At 69.3% G+C, this 19,153-nt stretch carries 15 protein-coding genes and 4 pseudogenes; 12 read left to right on the top strand and 7 right to left on the bottom strand.

Annotated features, from left to right (window positions below; all coding sequences use genetic code 11):
* Positions 1-377 precede the first annotated feature (377 nt).
* Both OG395_RS11755 and OG395_RS11750 read right to left on the bottom strand, forming a co-directional pair.
* Positions 378-1,808 (bottom strand): selenium-binding protein SBP56-related protein, encoded by a 1,431-nt coding sequence (locus OG395_RS11755; RefSeq protein WP_327242853.1) that lies wholly within the window; start codon positions 1,806-1,808, stop codon positions 378-380.
* A gap of 231 nt (positions 1,809-2,039) precedes the next feature.
* Positions 2,040-3,077, bottom strand: a complete 1,038-nt coding sequence (locus tag OG395_RS11750) for an alpha/beta fold hydrolase (RefSeq protein ID WP_327249313.1) — start codon at positions 3,075-3,077, stop codon at positions 2,040-2,042.
* Between the two features lie 1,684 nt (positions 3,078-4,761).
* Here OG395_RS11750 and OG395_RS11740 point away from each other — a divergent pair.
* On the top strand, positions 4,762-5,901 hold the full coding sequence (locus OG395_RS11740) for a Dyp-type peroxidase (RefSeq protein WP_327242852.1): 1,140 nt from the start codon (positions 4,762-4,764) through the stop codon (positions 5,899-5,901).
* 86 nt (positions 5,902-5,987) lie between these two features.
* Positions 5,988-7,043, top strand: a complete 1,056-nt coding sequence (locus tag OG395_RS11735; RefSeq protein WP_327242851.1) for a YVTN family beta-propeller repeat protein — start codon at positions 5,988-5,990, stop codon at positions 7,041-7,043.
* Between the two features lie 286 nt (positions 7,044-7,329).
* Here OG395_RS11735 and OG395_RS11730 read toward each other — a convergent pair.
* From OG395_RS11730 to OG395_RS11720, 3 genes and pseudogenes are all read right to left on the bottom strand, one after another.
* Positions 7,330-7,589 (bottom strand): annotated as a pseudogene (locus OG395_RS11730) (hypothetical protein); the annotation flags it as partial.
* 96 nt (positions 7,590-7,685) lie between these two features.
* On the bottom strand, positions 7,686-8,294 hold the full coding sequence (locus OG395_RS11725) for a CBS domain-containing protein (RefSeq protein WP_327242850.1): 609 nt from the start codon (positions 8,292-8,294) through the stop codon (positions 7,686-7,688).
* A 196-nt stretch (positions 8,295-8,490) separates the two neighbouring features.
* Entirely contained in the window at positions 8,491-8,889 is a 399-nt protein-coding gene (locus OG395_RS11720) for a hypothetical protein (protein ID WP_327242849.1), read from the bottom strand.
* Between the two features lie 368 nt (positions 8,890-9,257).
* Between OG395_RS11720 and OG395_RS11715 the strand changes: the two genes are divergently transcribed.
* The 3 genes and pseudogenes from OG395_RS11715 to OG395_RS11705 form a co-directional block, all read left to right on the top strand.
* A complete protein-coding gene (locus tag OG395_RS11715; protein ID WP_327242848.1) occupies positions 9,258-9,950 on the top strand; it encodes a response regulator transcription factor in 693 nt (230 codons plus the stop codon).
* Positions 9,951-10,128: 178 nt separating this feature from the next.
* Positions 10,129-10,328: pseudogene (locus tag OG395_RS11710) on the top strand (histidine kinase); the annotation flags it as partial.
* Positions 10,303-10,523 (top strand): annotated as a pseudogene (locus OG395_RS11705) (carbamate kinase); the annotation flags it as partial. The pseudogenes OG395_RS11710 and OG395_RS11705, both read left to right, overlap by 26 nt.
* Positions 10,524-10,536: 13 nt before the next feature.
* On the opposite strand, the gene OG395_RS11700 reads toward OG395_RS11705, so the two are convergent.
* Positions 10,537-12,255 (bottom strand): SulP family inorganic anion transporter, encoded by a 1,719-nt coding sequence (locus OG395_RS11700; protein ID WP_327242847.1) that lies wholly within the window; start codon positions 12,253-12,255, stop codon positions 10,537-10,539.
* Between the two features lie 243 nt (positions 12,256-12,498).
* On the opposite strand from OG395_RS11700, the gene OG395_RS11695 reads away from it, so the two are divergent.
* The 5 genes from OG395_RS11695 (at position 12,499) to OG395_RS11675 (ending at position 15,969) form a co-directional block, all read left to right on the top strand.
* Complete coding sequence (locus OG395_RS11695) at positions 12,499-13,119, top strand: hypothetical protein (RefSeq protein ID WP_327242846.1); 621 nt, start codon at positions 12,499-12,501, stop codon at positions 13,117-13,119.
* 161 nt (positions 13,120-13,280) lie between these two features.
* Complete coding sequence (locus OG395_RS11690) at positions 13,281-14,186, top strand: universal stress protein (protein ID WP_327242845.1); 906 nt, start codon at positions 13,281-13,283, stop codon at positions 14,184-14,186.
* Positions 14,187-14,216: 30 nt separating this feature from the next.
* A complete protein-coding gene (locus OG395_RS11685; protein WP_327242844.1) occupies positions 14,217-14,462 on the top strand; it encodes a hypothetical protein in 246 nt (81 codons plus the stop codon).
* Positions 14,463-14,469: 7 nt separating this feature from the next.
* Positions 14,470-14,916, top strand: a complete 447-nt coding sequence (locus tag OG395_RS11680; protein WP_327242843.1) for a hypothetical protein — start codon at positions 14,470-14,472, stop codon at positions 14,914-14,916.
* A 33-nt stretch (positions 14,917-14,949) separates the two neighbouring features.
* Positions 14,950-15,969 carry an Acg family FMN-binding oxidoreductase gene (locus tag OG395_RS11675; protein ID WP_327242842.1) on the top strand — a complete coding sequence of 340 codons (1,020 nt, stop codon included), beginning with the start codon at positions 14,950-14,952 and terminating at the stop codon, positions 15,967-15,969.
* Between the two features lie 502 nt (positions 15,970-16,471).
* On the opposite strand, the gene OG395_RS11670 is transcribed toward OG395_RS11675, so the two are convergent.
* Positions 16,472-16,894: a pyridoxamine 5'-phosphate oxidase family protein gene (locus tag OG395_RS11670; RefSeq protein WP_327242841.1), complete on the bottom strand. Its 423-nt coding sequence runs from the start codon at positions 16,892-16,894 to the stop codon at positions 16,472-16,474.
* A 303-nt stretch (positions 16,895-17,197) separates the two neighbouring features.
* On the opposite strand from OG395_RS11670, the pseudogene OG395_RS11665 reads away from it, so the two are divergent.
* Together OG395_RS11665 and OG395_RS11660 are read left to right on the top strand one after the other, a co-directional pair.
* A pseudogene (locus tag OG395_RS11665) lies at positions 17,198-18,474 on the top strand (nitrate/nitrite transporter).
* Positions 18,475-18,519: 45 nt separating this feature from the next.
* The gene (locus OG395_RS11660) at positions 18,520-18,996 is read left to right on the top strand and encodes a hemerythrin domain-containing protein (protein ID WP_327242840.1); all 477 of its coding nucleotides are present in this window, start codon (positions 18,520-18,522) and stop codon (positions 18,994-18,996) included.
* The last annotated feature ends 157 nt before the right edge of the window (positions 18,997-19,153 follow it).

Raw genomic sequence — 19,153 nt, 5'->3', positions numbered from 1 at the left:
CCGACCGGGGAACGCGTCGTCGAAACATATGGCTGCGCCAAGGGCTGTCCCGTAGTGCGAAGCGTGCCACGATCACAAACTCGTCACCACTTGAGTCGAACTCGACCGGCGTAAGCCAATGAAGCACAACTCGACTGGACTGCGTACGCGATCGCCCCGGACCGGATCCACTTCGTGAGGCACGTGGAGCTCTTCACCCGCAGGCATGCTTACTCGATCGAATCACCCTGTGCCGTGCAGCCTCCGGGAGTGCGGCGACGTTCGAGACGGTGCGGATCGTCTTCGATCGGGCGGTCGTCTCGTCCGAGCTGCTGAAGCGCTCTTCGAAACCGGGGCGGCAACCGCCGCCGGCGTCGGCGCCCGCGGAGCGTGAGTGGTCAGCGGCGGTAGCAGTACGAATCCGAGGAGGCGTCGCCGCCTTGCAGGCGCGTCTGGTGAACGCGCAAGCCGAGGAAGTCAGGGCCGTGCGGGAAGAAGCGGCTGTCGACCCAGAGCCCGCCGTGCGAGGGGTCGGCGTCGAGTTTGACCATCCACGGGTCGATGCCCGCGGGATAGAGCTGCGCGTCCCAGGCGGAGTACAAGGAGTTCGTCAGATACACGCGCCGCCCGTCGCGGCTGAGCTCGACCATCTGCGCTCCGCCGGTCAGCGGAATATCCGGCTCGGCGGGAAACGGCTCTCGGCCGACGACGCCGCCAAGACGCACGGACGAGGTCTGCCTCGGACGGAACGGGTCGCTCACGTCGTACTGGAGCAGCTCGCCGGTTCCCCATGCGGATACGTACAGCCACTGGTCGTCCACCGACAGGTCGATGTCGGTGATGAATGGGGGCACGGCGCCGAACGGCTGCAGCGCCGGGGGCAGGTCCTCCGTTTGCGCGGGCTCGGCAGAGATGGTGATCACCTTGCGGACCACGAAGTCCTCGCCCTCCCGGTTCCACAACCACACAGACGCCGACAGGTCCTCCACGTTGACCACGGTGTTTGCGAACCCCCACGTTGCCTCGGGGTCGTGCGCGGGACGGAGCTCCAGCACCATCTGGTTCTCATCCCCCAGATCGACGCGCTGCAGGTGCCGGCCGGAGTCCAGCTCCCAGAAGTGCAGTGAGTGGCCGTACTGGCGACCCAGCAGCAGTTCGGGCACAAGGCCGTTCTCGACCATCGAGAGGCTCCCCCACTCACTGGTCACCGCGATGTTCTGGCGCAGATGCCACCAGACGTCGTAGGCGAGCCGCTGCGGTCCGCGGTCGCTCTCCCAGGCTCGCAGCACTTCGAAGGTTTCGTGGTTCAGCAGCGCGACGCCGCCAGGCCCGTCCGCACCGTCCGCGCCGCCCAGGCAGGACAGGAACACTCCGTCGGGGCCACAGTGGAGTGTGTGCGGACGCGAATATCCGGCCTTTGCGGCCAACTCCTCGGGCTCGACCACCTTGACCAGGTGGGGGCGGGAGGGATCGGGGCTGGTGTCGAAGACGTGCAGCCGGGAAGAGCGCAGTCCCGGGACGATGAGGTAGCGCCGCGCAGCGTGATGATGACCGGCATGCGCCAGCGCACTCGAGCATGCGTTCCAGCCGAAGTGGTGCAGTTCGTTGCCCGGATCGGGCAGCTCGGCGTGGGAGGTCACGCGGCCGTACACGGAGGATTCGGGGTCGGTGCCGACGGTGAACAACGCGTCCGCGCGCTGTGCGGTCGGGTCGAAACCTACGACGTAGGCGAACTTCTCCGGGGGTGCGGCGACGGCGTCCGCCGGAGTGCGGTACAAGGTGGGGTCCCTGTGGTCGTCGCGGTCATGAGCGTGATCGGTCGTCGTCATGGCTGTTCCTTCTCCCGAACGGGAGCCTGAACCTGGGGGAATCCCGACAGGCAGCCGGGCTCACCCGTTCGAGATCGATGTGCAGACGCCGGACATTGATGCCGTTGAATCAGCGTTTCACAGCCCCGAAGCACTGCCAAGGCGGCAGCGCGGAGGCGCGGGCCGGCCGCAGTGCGTGGCTCACCTCCGGCACGCCCGAGAGCGGCGGCGCCGAGCGTAAGGGTGGCGCGATCAAAAACCGTCGACTTCGACGACCGCTTCGGCAAAGGCCTTCGGGGCTTCCTGCGGCACGTTGTGGCCGATGCCCTTCAGGGTCCGGTGGGCGTACGGGCCGGTGAAGTGGCTGCGATAACTGGTGCCACCCCCAGGAGGAGTGAAGGGATCCAACTCACCGTCAAGGGTCATCGTGGGCAGCGTGATGACGGGGCTCTGGGCAAGTCGTTCTTCGAGACGGTCGTATCGGGGGTCGCCCTTGGCCAGGCCAAGTCGCCAGCGATAGTTATGGATCACGATGGGGACCCAATCCGGATTGTCGAAGGCCGCCGCAGTGCGGTCGAACGTTGCGTCGTCGAAATGCCACGTCGGGGAGGCGTTCTTCCAGATCAGTTTCGCGAAATCATGCGTGTACTTCGCAAGGCCGAGCCGACCCCTTTCTGTGGCGAAATAGTACTGGTACCACCACGCCCACTCGGCCTCCGGCGGCAGCGGCTTCTTGTTGCGCTCGCGGTTGGTGATCAGGTAGCCGCTCACCGAGACCAGCGCCTTGCAGCGTTCGGGCCAGAGAGCCGCGACGATGTCAGCCGTCCGTGATCCCCAGTCGAAGCCGGCCAGGATCGCCTTCCCGATCTTCAGCGCATCCATCAGCGCGATGAGGTCGACAGCAAACACCGACTGCTGAGCATTCAGGAACGTCTTCCGCGAGAGGAAGCGCGTTGTGCCATGGCCGCGCAGATACGGGACGATCACTCGGTAACCCCGTGCGGCCAGCAAGGGCGCGACATCGACATAACTGTGAATGTCGTAGGGCCAGCCGTGCAGGAGAATGACCGCGGGACCCTTGGTGGGACCGGCCTCGGCGTACCCAATGTTAAGGACCCCGGCATTGATCTGCTTCAGTGAGCCGAAAGACGTGTTCCCCGGCTTGCCCACGGGGTGCACCGTCGACTTTTCCCGGTCGGGTGCCGAGGCCGATGTCGCCGTGAGCGCCGACAGCGAGGCTCCGGCTGTCCCTACGGCGAGAATCTTGGAAAACTTCCGCCTGTCGATGATCGTCACCTTTCCGTGAAGGCTTTTATACGCTCATGCATGACGAACGAGTGGCTAAATCTGACGTGGCGGGTGAATCAGTTTTTTGCCGACCGCGCGTTGACGTCATGTGTCGTCGGCATGAGTTCCGGATTCGGTTACATGAGCGCATCATCTGTGGTTCATCACTGAGCGACTGACGGGCTCGGCGGTACGGACTCGGCTATCCATCCGGCCCTGACCTCGGCACTCGCCTCGCCAGACGGTGTCGAAGGCCGCTTCTGCGGTGGCTTGCCGTTGCCCTGCGGCTTCCAGCCCAAAAGCTCGCTGCCGCTGGTCCGGCGCATCTGACCCGGACTCACGCGCGGGCTCATCCCGTACACCTGACGGCCCGGTTGAAGAGGCGAAGCCCCTACGGCGTCACTCCGGCGGAGGCGGTGCGCAAGAACTGGCCGACGCGGCGCGGGAGCTGGGCGAGGCCGCGCGGGATGTGCATGGGCAGGAGTACGCACTCATCAATGACCACGCACTCCTTCCCTTCACGTACGCCGACCGTCCGAGGTCCGCTGAGCGTGCTCGGTTGGCTTCCCGGCATCCACGCCATCCACTGGGGAGCCGCGCATCGTGAATCTGACCGCACCTTCACAAGGCTCTCCAGCGAACAGCTCCCGGTCGCTCCCCAGCCTCTTGAGCGACTGCCGGGGATAGTCGCTTCCCGCCCCATGTCGGTCCAGGCCGCGCTTCCTCCCGGGCCGTCCCTGGGCTGTGCGGGGGCTCCCGAGGAAGTCGCAGATCAGGGGGCGCCCAAGCTCGAGTGCGAAAATTCTCCCGCGCTTCTCGAATCTGGGTCCGCCGCCGTTGCCGGAACCCCGTCGCCGTGACCAATCCGGTGTTCCGGCTGTGAAGGGATCGCCGGCCCCGCTCGGACCTCACCATCCGATGACGCGTCAGGCGGTGGGCCGGCTTGGGCGTAGCGCAATTGCCGGGCCACCTGGCGAACTGCGCTCCCCGATCACCTGAGCTCGAAACGGAGCGCTGCCCGGAGCCTTCATTGCCGGACGCCGCCGTCCTGGACGAGGCGGCGCAGCGCCCCAAAGAGTGCTCCACGGACCAGTCACCAGCCTTCGTCAACGGTCTGCCGGCTCGACTCAAGGAGCTCAAGCCGCCCCTGCGGGCGCGACCGGGCTGTTTCCGGAAGTCACCGGTCTGCCCGTCAGCCGTCCGGGGGAGCTCTCCGGGACGGCCGACGGTCTGCGATCCGGTCGCCGAGAAGCCGTTGCGCTGCCTGCCTCACAGTGACAGCGCACGGGCATGGCCGACGCCGCCGCACGCGATCCAAACCCCTTACCTCGGGCCACACTTCCCAGTGGCGCGAACAAGGATGTCGCATATATTCCGTTTTGTGGACAGTTATGAAACTGAAGGTCCTTCAAGCGCTGGTTGGGACAGCCCTTAGGGGCGTCCCCTGCTGGGTCGGGCCGGCCCACGGAATCCGATCGCGGCAAGAGCGTGCGGCTTGCCACCTGGCTCCTGCCTGAGGGGAACGATGGCTGACGAGACGTTCACGACGCCGGATGAAGGGTGGAGCGGCGAAGGGTGTCCGGCGAGTGCGTTTGCCCGGCGGTCGTTTCTTCACGGTGCTGCCGCGAGCCTGGCCGGAGCGGCCGGCGCGGTGGCCTTGGGCAGCGGTGCGGCGTACGCCGACTCAGTGGCTGTTCCCAAGATGGGACCGGCATCTCGTGTGATCCCCTTCCATGGCTATCACCAGGCAGGCATCGCCACTCTGCCCCAGCAGGACGCGATTTTCGTCTCGTTCGACGTGACCGCCTCGAGCCGAGCAAAACTCACCGACCTGTTCCGCACGCTGACCTCGCGAGCCCGTTTCCTCACGGCGGGCGGCAGACCACCGAAGGCGTCCCCGACCGCACCGCCGACGGACAACGGCATCCTGGGGCCCACGGTCGTGGCGGATGGTCTCACCCTGACGGTCGGAGTGGGCGCATCCCTCTTCGACGACCGCTACGGACTCAAGCCGCGCAAGCCGCTCCAGCTCGTCACGATGACTCCCTTCCGCCATGACGACCTGGACCCCGCGCTGAGCCAGGGGGACCTGCTCATCCAGATCTGCGCTGATCACCGCGACACGACGGTGCACGCACTGCTCGACATCCTGACCCACACCAAGTCCGCGATGAAGCTGCGCTGGCGCATCGACGGCCAGCGCAATCCGGAGCGTCCGGTCGGTGTCCGGCGCGACTGGTTCGGCTTCAAGGACGGCATCTCCAACCCATCCGTCTCCGACGACGCCCAGATGAATCAGGTGGTCTGGGTCCAGCCGAAGAGCGCCGAACCGGCCTGGGCCGCGGGTGGCACGTACCAGGTGGTGCGTATCGTGCACTTCTTTATCGAGGCATGGCAGAAGGTGCCCGTTGCCCAACAGGAGCGGATCTTCGGCCGCCGCAAGGCAAGTGGCGCACCCATGTACGGCGTGGGCGAGAATGCCCCGGAACTTTTCGACCCCGTCTACACCAACGACCCGCAGGGCCTGATCACCCCGCTGAACTCTCACATCCGTCTTGCCAATCCCCAGACTCCGCAGACCGCGGCGACGAGCACCATCCTGCGTCGCAGTTACGACTACGACCGGAGCCCCAACCTGCCGGAACTCGACATGGGGCATGCGTTCGTCTGCTTCCAGCAAGGACTCAAGACCTACATTGCCATGCAGACCCGGCTGGAAGGCGAAGCACTGGTGCCGTTCATCAGCCCACGGGGCGGGGGCTACTTCTTCGCACTTCCGGGCGTCCAGGACGAGAAGGACTACTACGCACGCCGGCTCCTGACCTGACCTCACCCGATCCCGCCGCCGGGCGGCCGTCGGCGGGATGCCACCCGGTTCCGGACCGAACCATCGCACTGCGCACAGGAGGCGAGATGTTCTCTGCCCTGCGGACCCGAGCCGGCAGCGGCCGCCGGCGACCCGGCAGGACGCTCCGGTCGGCACTCGCCGTGGGCATGGGGATCCTGCTGATCTCCTGTACGCCCACCCCCTCGGTCAAGAAGGAATCGGCTCCCGCGCCGATTGCGCCACCTGCGCCCGTTGCCGGCGCCAGTGGCCGTGTGTACGTCACGAACCAGCAGGACAACACACTCTCGGTGATCGACGCCCGAACCTACAAGGTCGTCGCAACCGTGCCGGCCGGCGTGGCGCCGGGAGGCCTCGCGGTCACCAAGGACGGCACGCACGTGTACATCGCCAACAGCGGCTCTGCCCGGGTCTCGGTCCTCGACACCCGGAGCAACAAGATCGTCAGAACCGTGCCGGTCGGGAAGGGCCCCACCGGTGTCGGCCTCAGCCCCGATGGCAGGTCCCTCTATGTCACCAACGGCAGGTCCAACACCGTCTCGCTGATCGACACCCGAACCAATCGGGTGGCCGCGACCATCCCGGTCGGAAAATCTCCGGTGAACGTGGCGTTCAGTCGTGACGGTGGCAGGGTCTACGTGGCGAACTCCGGGTCGGGCAACCTGTCGGTCATCGACACCCGCACGCGCCGGGTCGCGCGGCAACTCCCCGCGGGGCGCTCCCCGGTGGGCGTAGCCCTCACCCCGGACGGCGAGTCGGCCTACGTCGCCGACGAAGTGGGCAAGCAGGTCCTCGCCGTCGCAATCCGTACCGGCAAGGCGACTGCCGTACAGGTGGGCGAGGGTCCCTTTGACGTGGCTATGGGGCCGGACGGCCGCTTCGCCTACTCCGCCGATCTCGGCCCGGGCAACGTATCCGTGATCGACACCGGCAAGAACCGCGTCTCGGCAACCATCGCCCTGGGCCCTCCCGGCACCGACCCGTTCAACCTGGAAGTCACCAGCCGAGCTGTCTACGTCACGAACCAGGGAGCGGGCACCCTCACGGTCATCGACCCGGCATCCCGCAAGGTCGTCGCCACTGTCACCATCGGCGCCGGCCCCTACGGCGTCGCCGTGAGCTGAGCCGGCCAAGGGCCTGCAGGGTCTTCGCAGAGTCACGCAGTCACGCGAACCAGCCAAGGCTTCAGGATGCAAGCGCTGGTCTCGCTCGTCAGCCCGCTGCGCATGGGAGGATCCTGCCGGGCGCGAGGGCTTCGGGCATCGAGGCCGGGTAGGGAGTGGACTGCGGTTCGAAGGAGATCTTCGGCGGCACCTTGAACCACTGCGGGTTGTTGCGGCGCGTGCTGACCCGCGCGACGTTCAGCAGGTGCGCGGCCGAGACGTTGTTGGACACCGACGTGTGGGTCGCGATCCACTGCACGCAGTGCTCCGGCGCGCCGGCCGTGACGGCCGCGTCCCGTACGATCCGGGCCGCCTTCATGCTGCACCGCTGGGCGGAGGGGGGAAGGCGAACGCGATGGGGCTGCGGGTCTTCAGCGCCATCCGGGCCTTGAAGACGGTGGTGGAGGTCGGGTTGGTGACGGGCGTGATCGCGCAGAGCACACCGACCGGCTCGGCCACCTCGATCATGTCCTCGATGTCGTCGCGGGCGATGACGCCGAGCGTCCTCTTCGGACAGGCTGGGGGAGCCGTTCGGACAAGGGGTCGGCCCCAGGGTTCTTCGCGGCGTGACCTGCGCCGCTCGAGTGGCCGGTTCAGGACGATTCAGTGCGCGGTCGGCTGCGCAGGGCGGCAGTCGTCGATGTCAAACCCGAGCCTGCTGACCACACCGACGACGCCTTCCAAACGCCACGTCGACCGAACGGCCAGAGGGACGTCACTACGGTGGTGAAGGCGTCCCTCCAGCACGACCATGCCGTCCCGGACGGATACGGCGACGGCGCCGGGTGACAGGCCCAGCGCGCTGACCAGGACCTCCTCCACCACCTGCTGACGGATCTCCTCGTCCGTACGCAGGAAGACCCGCAGCAGGTCGCGGCGGGTGGCGATACCGATGAGGCGGTCCTCCTCATCCACCACGGGCAGACGGTCGACGTCCTGACGTTCCATCAGCCGTGCGGCATCCGAAACACGTTGCTCCGGATGGATGGTGACCGCCGGGGTCGTCATCAGCTCTCCCGCGGTCGTGGCCGCAGAGCCGTGCGCGAGATCGGCGCAGGAGACCACCCCGACCACCTTGTCATCGTGGTCGACGACCGGCAGTGCGCGGATACGGTGCCGATCCAGCAACCGCACCACGTCGTCCAAGGGCGTCTGCCGGCTTGCGCAGACGACCTCGCTGGTCATGACGTCGCCGACGGCGCGCCTCTTCATGGCGCTTCCCTCCTTCACGGTGCGAGCGGGAGGCGGGCAGGCCATGCTCCCCGCTGGGTGACAGTGCCTCTACCTCGCGGCACCTGCCGGCCGCCTCGCCGCCCCTTCAGCCTCGCAGCCACCCTGCGCCGCGGTGCAGGGCCCAGACGTACCTGGTAGAGGACCGACCCGCCTCGCACCGGAGGGCCGGGAGACTCTAATCGCGCCCGTTGATGGCCTGGCCACCACGCCACGGTGGGGGAGTGGCCGACCTGCGGGCCGCCTCCTTGCGGTGCAGGACCCGAGTCATCTGGCAGCGGATGCGGTCCTGCAACCGGTCCGCCAGTTCACGTGCCGTCGCCTCCTGGGCGTGCACGACCACAAGGGTGTTCCCCACGACGAGCTCGACCCCGGCAGACCAGGACTGCTCGACGTGGTGCGCCGCTGCCTTCGCAATCCTCACCTCGCCGCTGACGTCTGGAACTCCGGGCCGGTTGAAAGCCGTGTCGACCTTGGACCGAACGTACGCGAGTGCCTCTTCGTCCACATCGCCTTCCGCTCGCACCTGCACTGCGACGGTGGAGGTGACGTGGGTGCCGGTGTCCTTCGCAGTCATCTGCTCCGCTCCTTCGATCGTTGGGCAGCGGCTTCAGACTTCTGCGAGGACCGGCGTGGGCCCAGGGCTGTCAGGCCCCAGGAACGGGGCCATAGGGCCTCCCCCTACAGGGCCGCCGGACTCGCCCTTCGGCAGTGTGGGTCCCACCGGCTGCCGGGAGCCGCCAGGGGGCGTGGTCCTCGACGTGGACATGTCCGGTCCGCCAGTTCGTCCCCGCACGGCACCACTGCTTCTGGCTGCGGGAGACTCTGTGGAAACAGGGCCGACCGGCCCTGGCCCTTCGGCCCGGACCCGGAAAAGATCCTGGTACGGAGACCGATACGGTCCAAGTGGACATCGACGAGTAACGCGGAACCAGGGAGCAAGTGATGGCGGACAGCAAGCAGCCCGGCCCGGACAACCCGATCCGGGTCTTCCTGCTGGACGACCACGAGGTGGTACGACGTGGAGTGCGCGACCTGCTGGACGACGAGCCGGACATCGATGTGATCGGCGAGGCCGGCACCGTGGAGCAGGCCCTGGTGCGCGTCCCCGCACTGCGCCCGCAGGTGGCGGTCCTGGACGTCCGGCTGCCCGACGGTGAGGGCGTGACCGTATGCCGGGAGCTGCGCTCGCGCATGCCGGAGCTGGCCTGCCTGATGCTGACCTCCTTCGACGACGAGGAGGCGCTGCTGGACTCGATCATGGCGGGCGCGTCCGGATACGTTCTGAAGCAGATCCAAGGATCAGACCTGGTGTCCGCAGTACGCACCGTGGCCCGCGGCCAGTCCCTGCTGGATCCGAGCGCCACCACCAGGCTGATGGCCCGTCTTCGGGGCGGGCAGCAGCAGGAACAAGAGCCGGACGCCCTGCTCGGTCTGACCGAGCGGGAGCGGGAGATCCTCGCCCTGATCGGCGAGGGCCTCACCAACCGTCAGATCGGCCAGCGGCTGTACCTCGCCGAGAAGACGGTGAAGAACCACATCTCCCGCCTGCTCGCCAAGCTCGGCGTGGAGCGCCGTATCCAGGCCGCGGTCATAGCCACCCAGGTCCAGGACCGGCAGAGGCAGGAAGGGCGCTGAAGTCCCGGGTCCGGAAGGACCTGTGATCGCCGCTGCCCGCACCGCCTGGCAGGCCTTCCTCCCCCAGCAATGAGTCCGATCTCATACCGCTCTCATACCGCCGTCTGCCGCGGGCCGAAAACGTGGCCCCGACGAGGACGATCGGCGGTCGGCAGGGTGAGGGGCTTTGGAACAATCGCTGGCGAGAGGCCCCGAGGGTGCCCAGGTCCGGCTGCCGCAGTTGCGGCTGGATGAGCTGCTGGAGGAGTTGCAGGCGCGCCTGGACGCGGCCCGTGGCACCGCGACCGCGTGCACAGCCTGCTGGAAGCGGTCCTCTCGGTCGGCCGTGAGCTCGACCTGGAGCAGGCGCCGCGCAGCTTACGGGACACCCGACCAGCGGCCCGTCCTCGACGACCCGAGGAGCTGCGCCGCGGCGGCGTCCCCGACGGCTCCATGGGGCCCAAGGCCGAGGCAGCGGCCCGGTTCGTCGAGCGCACCGGAGGCCTGGTCGCGATCAGTGCTCTGGACGCGGCGTACGAGATCGTTCACGGCAGGTCGAGCACGCTGATCCGCCCGAACCTCACGGGCGGCTGACGTGCGACCGGAGTCAGCCGGGCCGGGCGTCGAGCCACCGACGGTAGGCGGCAACCGCCGTCGGCAGCGTCGGGAAGATGAGATCCGTCCCGACCGAGCCCGCGAGACCGTACGCCTCCAGGTCGTCCAGCAGGTCCTGCTTGACCCGGGCGAGGGCGAACACGATGCCGCGGCCGCTCAGTTCGCGGCGCAGTTCGTCGACCGCGTCGAGGGCGGTGATGTCGACCTCCACGTTCGCCTCGGTGTTGAGGACGAACCAGTGGACGGGAACGGTCTGTTGGGCGACCGCGGCCAGCGCACGGCGCCGGAAGTCCTCCGCGTTGGCGAAGAACAGCGGCGAGTCGTAGCGGTAGACCAGCAGACCCGGGATCGTACGGGCCTGAGGGTAGTCGTCCACGTCGTGCATGCCCGCCATGCCGGGCACCAGCCCCTCCACCGCGTCGTGCGGGCGGGCCACCCGGGTCAGCAACTCGGCCACCGACAGGCCCACAGCCACGATCACGCCGTACAGGATGTCCAGGGCGAGCACCCCGGCCAGGCAGCCGAGCGCGAGCAGCAGTTCGCGGCGGCGAAAGGACGCCAGGCGGCGGAAGCCCGCGAGGTCGATCATCCGCACGGCGGCGTAGACGACGAGCGCGCCCAGCACGGCGGCGGGGGTGCGGGTCAGCAGGGGACTGAGGAAGAGCAGGACGGCCAGCACCGCCGCCCCGGCGACCAAGGAGTACGCCTGGCTGCGGGCGCCTGCCGAGGAGGCGAGGGCGGTGCGGCTGGCGCTGCTGCTCACCGGGAAGCCGTGCAGGGCAGCGGCACCCAGGTTGGCCGCGCCCAGGGCGAGGAACTCCTGGTTGGCGTCGAGCCCGGGCCCATCTGCCTCGCGGTCGGTGAACGCTCGCGCGGTGAGGATGAAGTCGGTGTACGCGACCAGGAGCACACCGAGTGCGGGCAGCACCAGGTGCGGCAGCTCGCTCAGGTCGGGCAGGGCGAGGTCCGGCAGCCCTGAGGGGACCTTCCCGATCACCTTGATGCCGTACCGGTCGTCGAGGTCGAAGGCCACCACGGCCGCCGTACCGAGGACCATGGTGAGCAGCGGCCCGGGCAGCACACGGACGTAACGGGCCACCAGGAAGAGGAAGGCGAGCGCTGCGGCCGAGAAGACGACGGTGTACGGGTGCGCCTCGTCCAGATGGGTGACGAACGACCACAGTTGGGGGAAGAACTCGGAGCTGGTCGTCCTCACCCCGGTGAGTTTGGGAACCTGGTCCACCATCATGATCAGGGCCACGCCCGCGAGGTAGCCGATCAGGACGGGACGGGAGAGCAGGTCCGCGAGAAAGCCCAGCCGCACCGTCCGCGCCACGAGGCACAACAGCCCGACCGTGGCCGCGAGGCCGGCCGCCAGCGAGGCGTAGCGCCCGGAGTTCCCCGCGGCGAGCGGGCCGACCACGGCGGCCGTCATGATGGCGGTCGTCGACTCGGGACCGACCGACAGCAGGCGCGAGGAACCGAACAGCGTGTACAGCGCCAGGGCCGGCAGGATCGCCCACAGCCCGGCGACCGGCGGCAGCCCGGCCACACCCGCGTACGCCATGACCTGCGGCACGAGGTAGGCCGCCACGGTCACTCCGGCCAGCAGGTCGCCCTTCAGCCACGCACGCCGATAGCCGAGAAGCGCGGCGAGTCCGGGCACCAGGCGGTGCCACCCGGGAATGTGCCCGTCCGAGCCGTCGGTCATGAGCCGCCCTTCGCCTTCAGGATCCACCGGAGCGCCGCCATCCTTCCAGCTGGGGCGCGGTCCACGAGATGCCGACAGGGCCCCACGCGTACCGTGCACAACACGTACGCCCCAACAGGCCCCGTAGAAAGGGACCTTCAGCCCAACGGCCGCAGACCTTCGGCATCCGGCGGCGCGCGGCGCCCGCGACAAGAGTGAGGAGCGTCAGGACAACGACCAGACATCCCCGAAGGGATCACCGCCATGGCCGTGCACGAGCACCCTCACCGGAGCCCGGGCTCCTACCTGTCCTACCGCAGGAACCGCACCGGCTCCGCGATCGCCGCGTCGGCACGCACCGACACCCACGCCGTGGGGGCCTACGCCCTGGCGTCCCTGCGTCTGCTCACCGGTTTCGTCTTCCTGTGGGCGTTCCTGGACAAGACTTTCGGCTTCGGCTACGCGACCGCGTCCGGCAAGGGCTGGATCGACGGCGGGTCGCCGACGAGGGGCTTCCTCGGTTCCGTTGCCGCCGGGCCGATGGAGTCGACGTTCCACTCGTGGGCCGGTGACGCCTGGGCGGACCGGCTGTTCATGCTGGGCCTGCTCGGCATCGGCGTGGCCCTCATGGCCGGTGTGGCTCTGCGGCCGGCGGCGGTGGCGGGCACGGCGATGATGGCGTTGATGTGGATCGCCGAGTGGCCGCCGGCGAAGCACCTGTCGGACGGGTCGCCGAGCATGTCGACGAATCCCTTCGCCGACTACCACGTCATCTACGCGGTGGCACTGATCGCCGTGGCGGCCGCGGGCGCGGGTGCCATCTGGGGCCTGGGCCGGCTGTGGGCGCGGCTCCCGATCGTCCGCGACCACACCTGGCTGCGCTGAAAGCCCACCGCGCGACGGCCGCTTGTTCGGGGACCGTCGCACCAAGCACAGCACGGCCCCATCGGCCCGCTGAAGGACCAGTGGCCGCTGCCCCGAAAGCCCCCCTGAACACGACGCTGGAATCGGGTCCCTTCGGGTCCCCGATTCAGGAGGTGGAGATCATGTCCCGCACCATTACCGTAGGTCTCGACGGCTCGCCCGAGAGCCGGGCTGCCGCCGAATGGGCTGCCCGCGAGGCGAAGTTGCGCGGACTACCGGTGAGGCTCGTCCAGGTCTGGGAGCCGGTACCGGAGCCCATGGCCCAGGCCCCGCTCCTCGGCGTCGAGACACATCAGCACTGGACCGAGAGGGTGCCGCGCCAGGCCGCCGAAGGGCTACGGCTGCGCCACCCCGGCGTCGAGGTGACCAACGAACACGTCACCGGACGGCCCGCCGAGGCCCTGGCCCGCGCCGCGCAGGACGCCGAACTGCTCGTCCTCGGCTCTCGCGGCCTGGGCGGACTCGGCGGGTTCCTGGTCGGCTCGGTCGGCCTCGCAGTCGTGGCGTCCACCGAGCGACCCGTCGTCCTGGTCCGCGCCGGAGAGCAGGCCGCCGACGAGCACGAGATGGACAAGGCCGGTATCCCGTCCACCGCCGCGCCCTTCCGCCCCGTCGTCCTCGGACTCGACGTCGGCAGCCCCGACGAGGCGCTGATCGGGTTCGCCTTCGACGCCGCCACGCGCCGGAACGTGCCGCTGCGCGTCGTGCACGGCTGGAACCCGCCGCCCTACTACGCCTACGGCATGGCCCTGGAGGCCGCGGTCCAGCGGGAGTTGGCGGAGGTCGACTCCACCGTCCTGACCGAGGAACTGCGCCCCTGGCGGCAGAAGTTCCCCGACGTCGAGGTCGTGGCGGAGTCCCGCTGCGGCAGCCCGTCCAACCTCCTGATCCACGCCTCTCGAGAGGCCTCTCTGGTCGTCGTCGGCCGACGCATCCGCCGCTCTTCCGTCGGCGCCCACATCGGCACCGTCACCCACGCCGTCCTGCATCACGCCACCGCCCCGGTCGCCGTCGTCGCACACGACTGACGCGCCACTGCAGAAAGGGAGATAGAGACCATGAAGGCAGCAGTCGTACGAGCCTTCGGCGAGCCCCTGGTCATCGAGGAGCGCCCCGACCCCACCGTGTACAAGGAAGGCGCCTACCCACTGAAACCCGGTGACTGGGGAGGATCGCAGGTGCTCGACCTGGCCCGGCCCAGGGCGGGTTCGTCGAGACCACCTTTCCCGAGGTCGGCCACTACTCCTTCGTCGACCACGACATGCGTCACGCCGAAGCCGGGGCCATGGGCATGGTGGAGGTGAGCGGCTGATGGACACCGTCGGCCTGTGGTCCCTGGTGCGGTTCGTGCACGTGGCCGGCGCCGCCCTGTGGGTCGGCGGCCAACTGGCCCTGTCCCTGGTGATCCTGCCGCTGGCCCGCCACCTGCTCGCACCGGAGGCCAAGGACCGCTTCACCGCCGCGGCGGGGCGCCGGTTCGGCCTGCTGACCGGGGCGGTGTTCCTGCCGGCCCAGCTGGCCACCGGTTGGGCCATGGCCTGGCACAAGGGCGTCACCTGGGCCTCGCTCGCCGAACCCGGCTACGGCCGTACCTTGGCGGCCAAACTCGCCCTCTTCGTGGTGGCGATGCTCGCCGCGGGCGGCCACGGCATCGCCCACGCCAAGGGCCACTCCGAACTTGCCCGGATCCTCGCGGTCGCCTCCCTCGTCGCCTCGCTCGGCGTCGTCCTGCTGGCCACCGCCCTGCCCGCCACCTGACCCGTGGCCACGACGAAGAGAAGAGGAGACATCATGCGTACCCAAGCCCCGCTGGACGCCGCCACCGTGGAGTCGCTCCTGACGGCGGCCGTGGCAGCCCCGTCGATCCACAACACACAGCCCTGGCGCTTCCGCCTGGATCCCGACAGCCAGGCATTGGAGGTCCGTTCGGCGCCGGAGCGAACACTGCCGCTGACCGACCCGATGCACCGCGCCCAGTATCTGTCCGCAGGCGCCGCGGTCTTCAACCTCCGGCTCGCCGCCGTCCACCAGGGCTGGCGACCGGAGGTGAGACTGCTGCCGCATCCGCACGAACCAGGGCTGCTGGCCACCGTACGACTGACCGGTCGACTCGGCGCGGACGACCAGCCGTCGGACCCTGGCCTCTATGAGGCCATCGCGCGGCGGCACACCAGCCGGATGCCGTTCACCGGCCGACCGGTGCCTGAGCCGATCGTGGCGGAGATGACGGCGGCCGCGTGCGCCGCCGGCGCACGCCTGCATGTGCCGGACATCGCCGGAACACGGCGGCTGCTGCGTGTGACCGCCGCGGCCGAGGCACGCAACCACGCTCACCCGGAGCGCACCGCCGAAACCCGAACCTGGATCACCGCCCCGGGAGCAGGCACCCGCTACGGGATACCCGTCACCGCCCTCGGCCCGCCCGACGCGGCCGCGCGGATGCCGGTGCGGGACTTCACCGGTGCGCTGCCCGCCCTCAGCCTGCCCGCCCTCTGGTTCGAACGCCACGTTCAGGTGGCCCTGCTGTGGACGTCCCACGACCGGCGGGAGGATTGGCTGCGGGCGGGCCAGGCCCTGCAGTACGTCCTGCTCACGGCCACCGCCCACGGGCTGCGCACGTCACTCCTGCACCAGGCCATGGAATGGCCCGACCTGCGGGTGGCGACGGCCCTCCCGGGACACAAGCGGTGTCATCCGCACTTGCTGATCAGATTCGGCTACGGACCGGACGGCGGCCGCACCCCGCGAGCGCCCGGACACTGCGCTGTTCGTCCCGCAGTACCGCCCGCAACCGCTACCGAAACGAGCTGAGGACGCGGTCTTTTCCGGCGCCGTCCAAGGAACACGGCGGACAGGGCGCACCTGTCCGCCGCGAAGACGGCCCGTCAGCCTGCGCCGCAGGCAGCCCCGAGCTCGCGCCGGGTGACGAGCTCCGCCTCGATCCGTATGAACATGGTGTCCGCTGGTGCTACCCAGGGGCGCGGACTGTCCGTGACAGCCGTTTCGTGCTCCGCCGCCGGACTGTTCAGACCGTGGCGCTACCGGTGATGATCACAGCCATGGGTCCGCGGGAAGCATCCGGGCGGACACCGGTGCGGGACTCATCGGTGCGCTACCCGCGCCACGGCTGTCCGCCCTGCGCCTCGAACGCCAGACGGCCTGCTGTGGACGTCCCACGACCCGGTTCCCTGACAGGGCCGCAGCCGGCGGTCGGTCATATGGGTACCGGGCCGACGGAGTGACTCCGCGCCGTCGGCACGCGCCTGTGTCCGCGCGGCCGGAGTCAGAGCCCGTGGTCGCTGCGGGCGGCGCCTCACTGCGTGCCAAGCGCTCCCCTGAGCTCGCGTCCGGTGACCATCTCGGACTCGATCCGTACGAACACCGCGTCCCGCAGAGGCATCCAGGAGCTGGGGCCGGTCTGCGACAGCCGCTCGTGCTCAGCGGGATCGGTCAACACGGTGGCCCGTCCGGTGACGACCACGCTCCAGCCGGACCGGGTTGCCGCGTCGAACTCGTCCGCCTCGAAGGCGACTACGACGCCCTCGATGGCGTGTACGAGGTCCGATTCGGGCGATGTGCACAGCAGGACGGAGGCGTCCGTGTCCAGGGAGAAGTTGATGGGGAGGACCGCGGGCAGTGCCTGTCGGGTGTAGACCACACGGCCGACCGGCACCTTGGCCAGGAGGCGCAGGCACTCCTGCCGGTCGAGGGTGCGAAAGGCGTCGTTCGGGGACATCAGGTCATCGTTCCCGTGGGCGCCGGGAAGGGGGTAGGGCCGGTCGGCCCTCTTTTGTTGTGTCCCGGCAGGAGCGGGGTGCAGCCGCGCGGGCGATCCGGGGCACGGATCCACGGAGGTGCGGGCGGTCGGATCTGACCTTGAGGGCCCTTTGCCCGGCCGTAGGGACCCATGGCCCATCTCGCTCGGCCGCCCGGATGCGGACAGTGGCTGCGAGGCGTCCGATCTGTGGGGCAGCGAACCTGTGGTTCCCGTGCGCCCCCCGCGCCACCGAACCAACGTGAGAGGGAAGGGACGGACAACATGAACCAGCCGACGACGGAGAGCGAGAGGCCGGTCTCGGGTGCGCCGGTGCCCGGCCAGGCATGGCTGATGCTGGCCCTGGCCACCATCGGTTTCGCCGTCAACTTCTGGGCATGGGCGCTGCTCAGCCCGCTCGGTCCGCGCTTCAAGGACTCCCTCGACCTCTCTTCGTTCCAACAGTCGCTGCTGGTGGCGGTGCCGGTCGTGGTCGGCTCCTGGGCCGCATCCCGGTCGGCGCTCTGACCGACCGGTTCGGTGGCCGGGTCATGTTCCCGATCGTGTCGGCGGCCACCATCGTGCCGGTCCTCTACCTCGGCCTGGCCGGACACACCTCCCTCGCCGCCCTGCTGGTCGGCGGACTCTTCCTCGGCATCGGCGGCACCGCCTTCGCCGTCGGCGTGCCCTTCGTCAACGCCTGGTTCCCGCCCGAGCGGCGCGGCATGGCCATCGGTGTCTTCGGAGCCGGCATGGGCGGAACCGCGATCAGCGCCCTGACCACCGTGAAGCTGGTCGACGCGCACAGCATGTCGACACCCTTCCTGATCACCGCCGCGGTGCTTGCCGTGTATGCCGTGGCCGCGGCGCTGCTGCTGCGCGACGCGCCCGGACGCACGGTGCCGACCGAGCCGCTGGGGCGCCGCCTGGCCGCCACCGCCCGGCTGGGCATCACCTGGCAGGCGTCCGCGCTGTACGCGGTGGCCTTCGGCGGCTACGTCGCCTTCTCCGTCTACCTGCCGACCTACCTCAAGACCGGCTACGGCCTGACCCAGGCGGACGCTGCGAACCGCATGGCTGGGTTCGTGCCGCTGGCCGTGGCGATGCGTCCGGTCGGCGGCTGGTTGTCCGACCGCATCGGCCCGGTCCGGGTGCTGGCCGCGTCGCTGACCGTGGTGGCCGCCGGGGCGGTGGTGCAGTCGTTCACCCCGTCGCTGTCCCCGGTGGGAACCATTGCCTTTCTGGCCATGGCCGGCGCGCTCGGCGCGGGCAGCGGGGCGACCTTCGCCCTGGTGGCCCTGCTGACCCCGGCGAACAAGGTCGGCTCGGTCACCGGCGTGGTCGGCGCCGCGGGCGGCCTGGGCGGCTTCGTGCCACCGCTGGTGATGGGCTCGCTGTACGGGGAGTACGGGTCGTATGCGGTCGGACTCGTCCTCCTCGCGGTTGTGGCCGCCGCGGCGCTGGGCTACACCCTCACCGGTGTCCGGGTCGCCGTCCAGGGCGGTGACCGGGCTCCGCGTGCCGGCCGTGGGCGGTACCACGGCGCGCACACCACGGTGTGAGAACGACGGATCGAACGGATTTCGAACGGGCAGGGAGATACACCGGTGTGCGAGTACTGCGGCTGCCAGTCCCTGGCGTCCATCGCCGAGCTGACCCGCGAGCACGATGAGGTCGTCCGCCTGATCAGCTACCTCCGTCCCGCCCACCAGGACGGAGACGTGGCCCGGATGGCAGAGCTCGCCCGCGAGATCGCGACCGTGCTCGGCCCCCACACGCAGGTCGAGGAGCACGGCCTGTTCCCGGCGATGGCCGGGGACTTCCCCGAGCAGATCGCCGCTCTGGAGGCCGAGCACCGCCGCATCGAGTCGGTTCTGGCCGAGGCCGCCGACGGCGCCACGCCCACTGACCTGGCCTGGGCCAACCGCCTGACGGAGGTGATGGCGATGCTGCGCAACCACATCCTCAAGGAACAGGACGGCGTCTTCCCGGCCGCGCTCGCCAACCTCGGCACCGAGGAGTGGGAAGCGGTCGAGAAGGTGCGGGCAGAGGCAGGCAGTGCCCTGTCCCGGCCGACTGCCTGACCGCTCACGTACGTTGGACTGTCGATCGCCCAGGCATGGCACGTCGGCTGAGTCGTACGCTTCCGTGTGGCACGGCGCCCGGGCTGGGACCGTCGGCGCCTGATCAGGGACATCCGGCCGCTGCCTGCACGGCTTCCTCGCGAGTTGACTGACGGTT

It is taken from the genome of Streptomyces sp. NBC_01320, from assembly GCF_035974375.1.
Classification (GTDB): domain Bacteria; phylum Actinomycetota; class Actinomycetes; order Streptomycetales; family Streptomycetaceae; genus Streptomyces; species Streptomyces yanii.
This window is presented reverse-complemented; position numbering and strand designations above follow the sequence as displayed.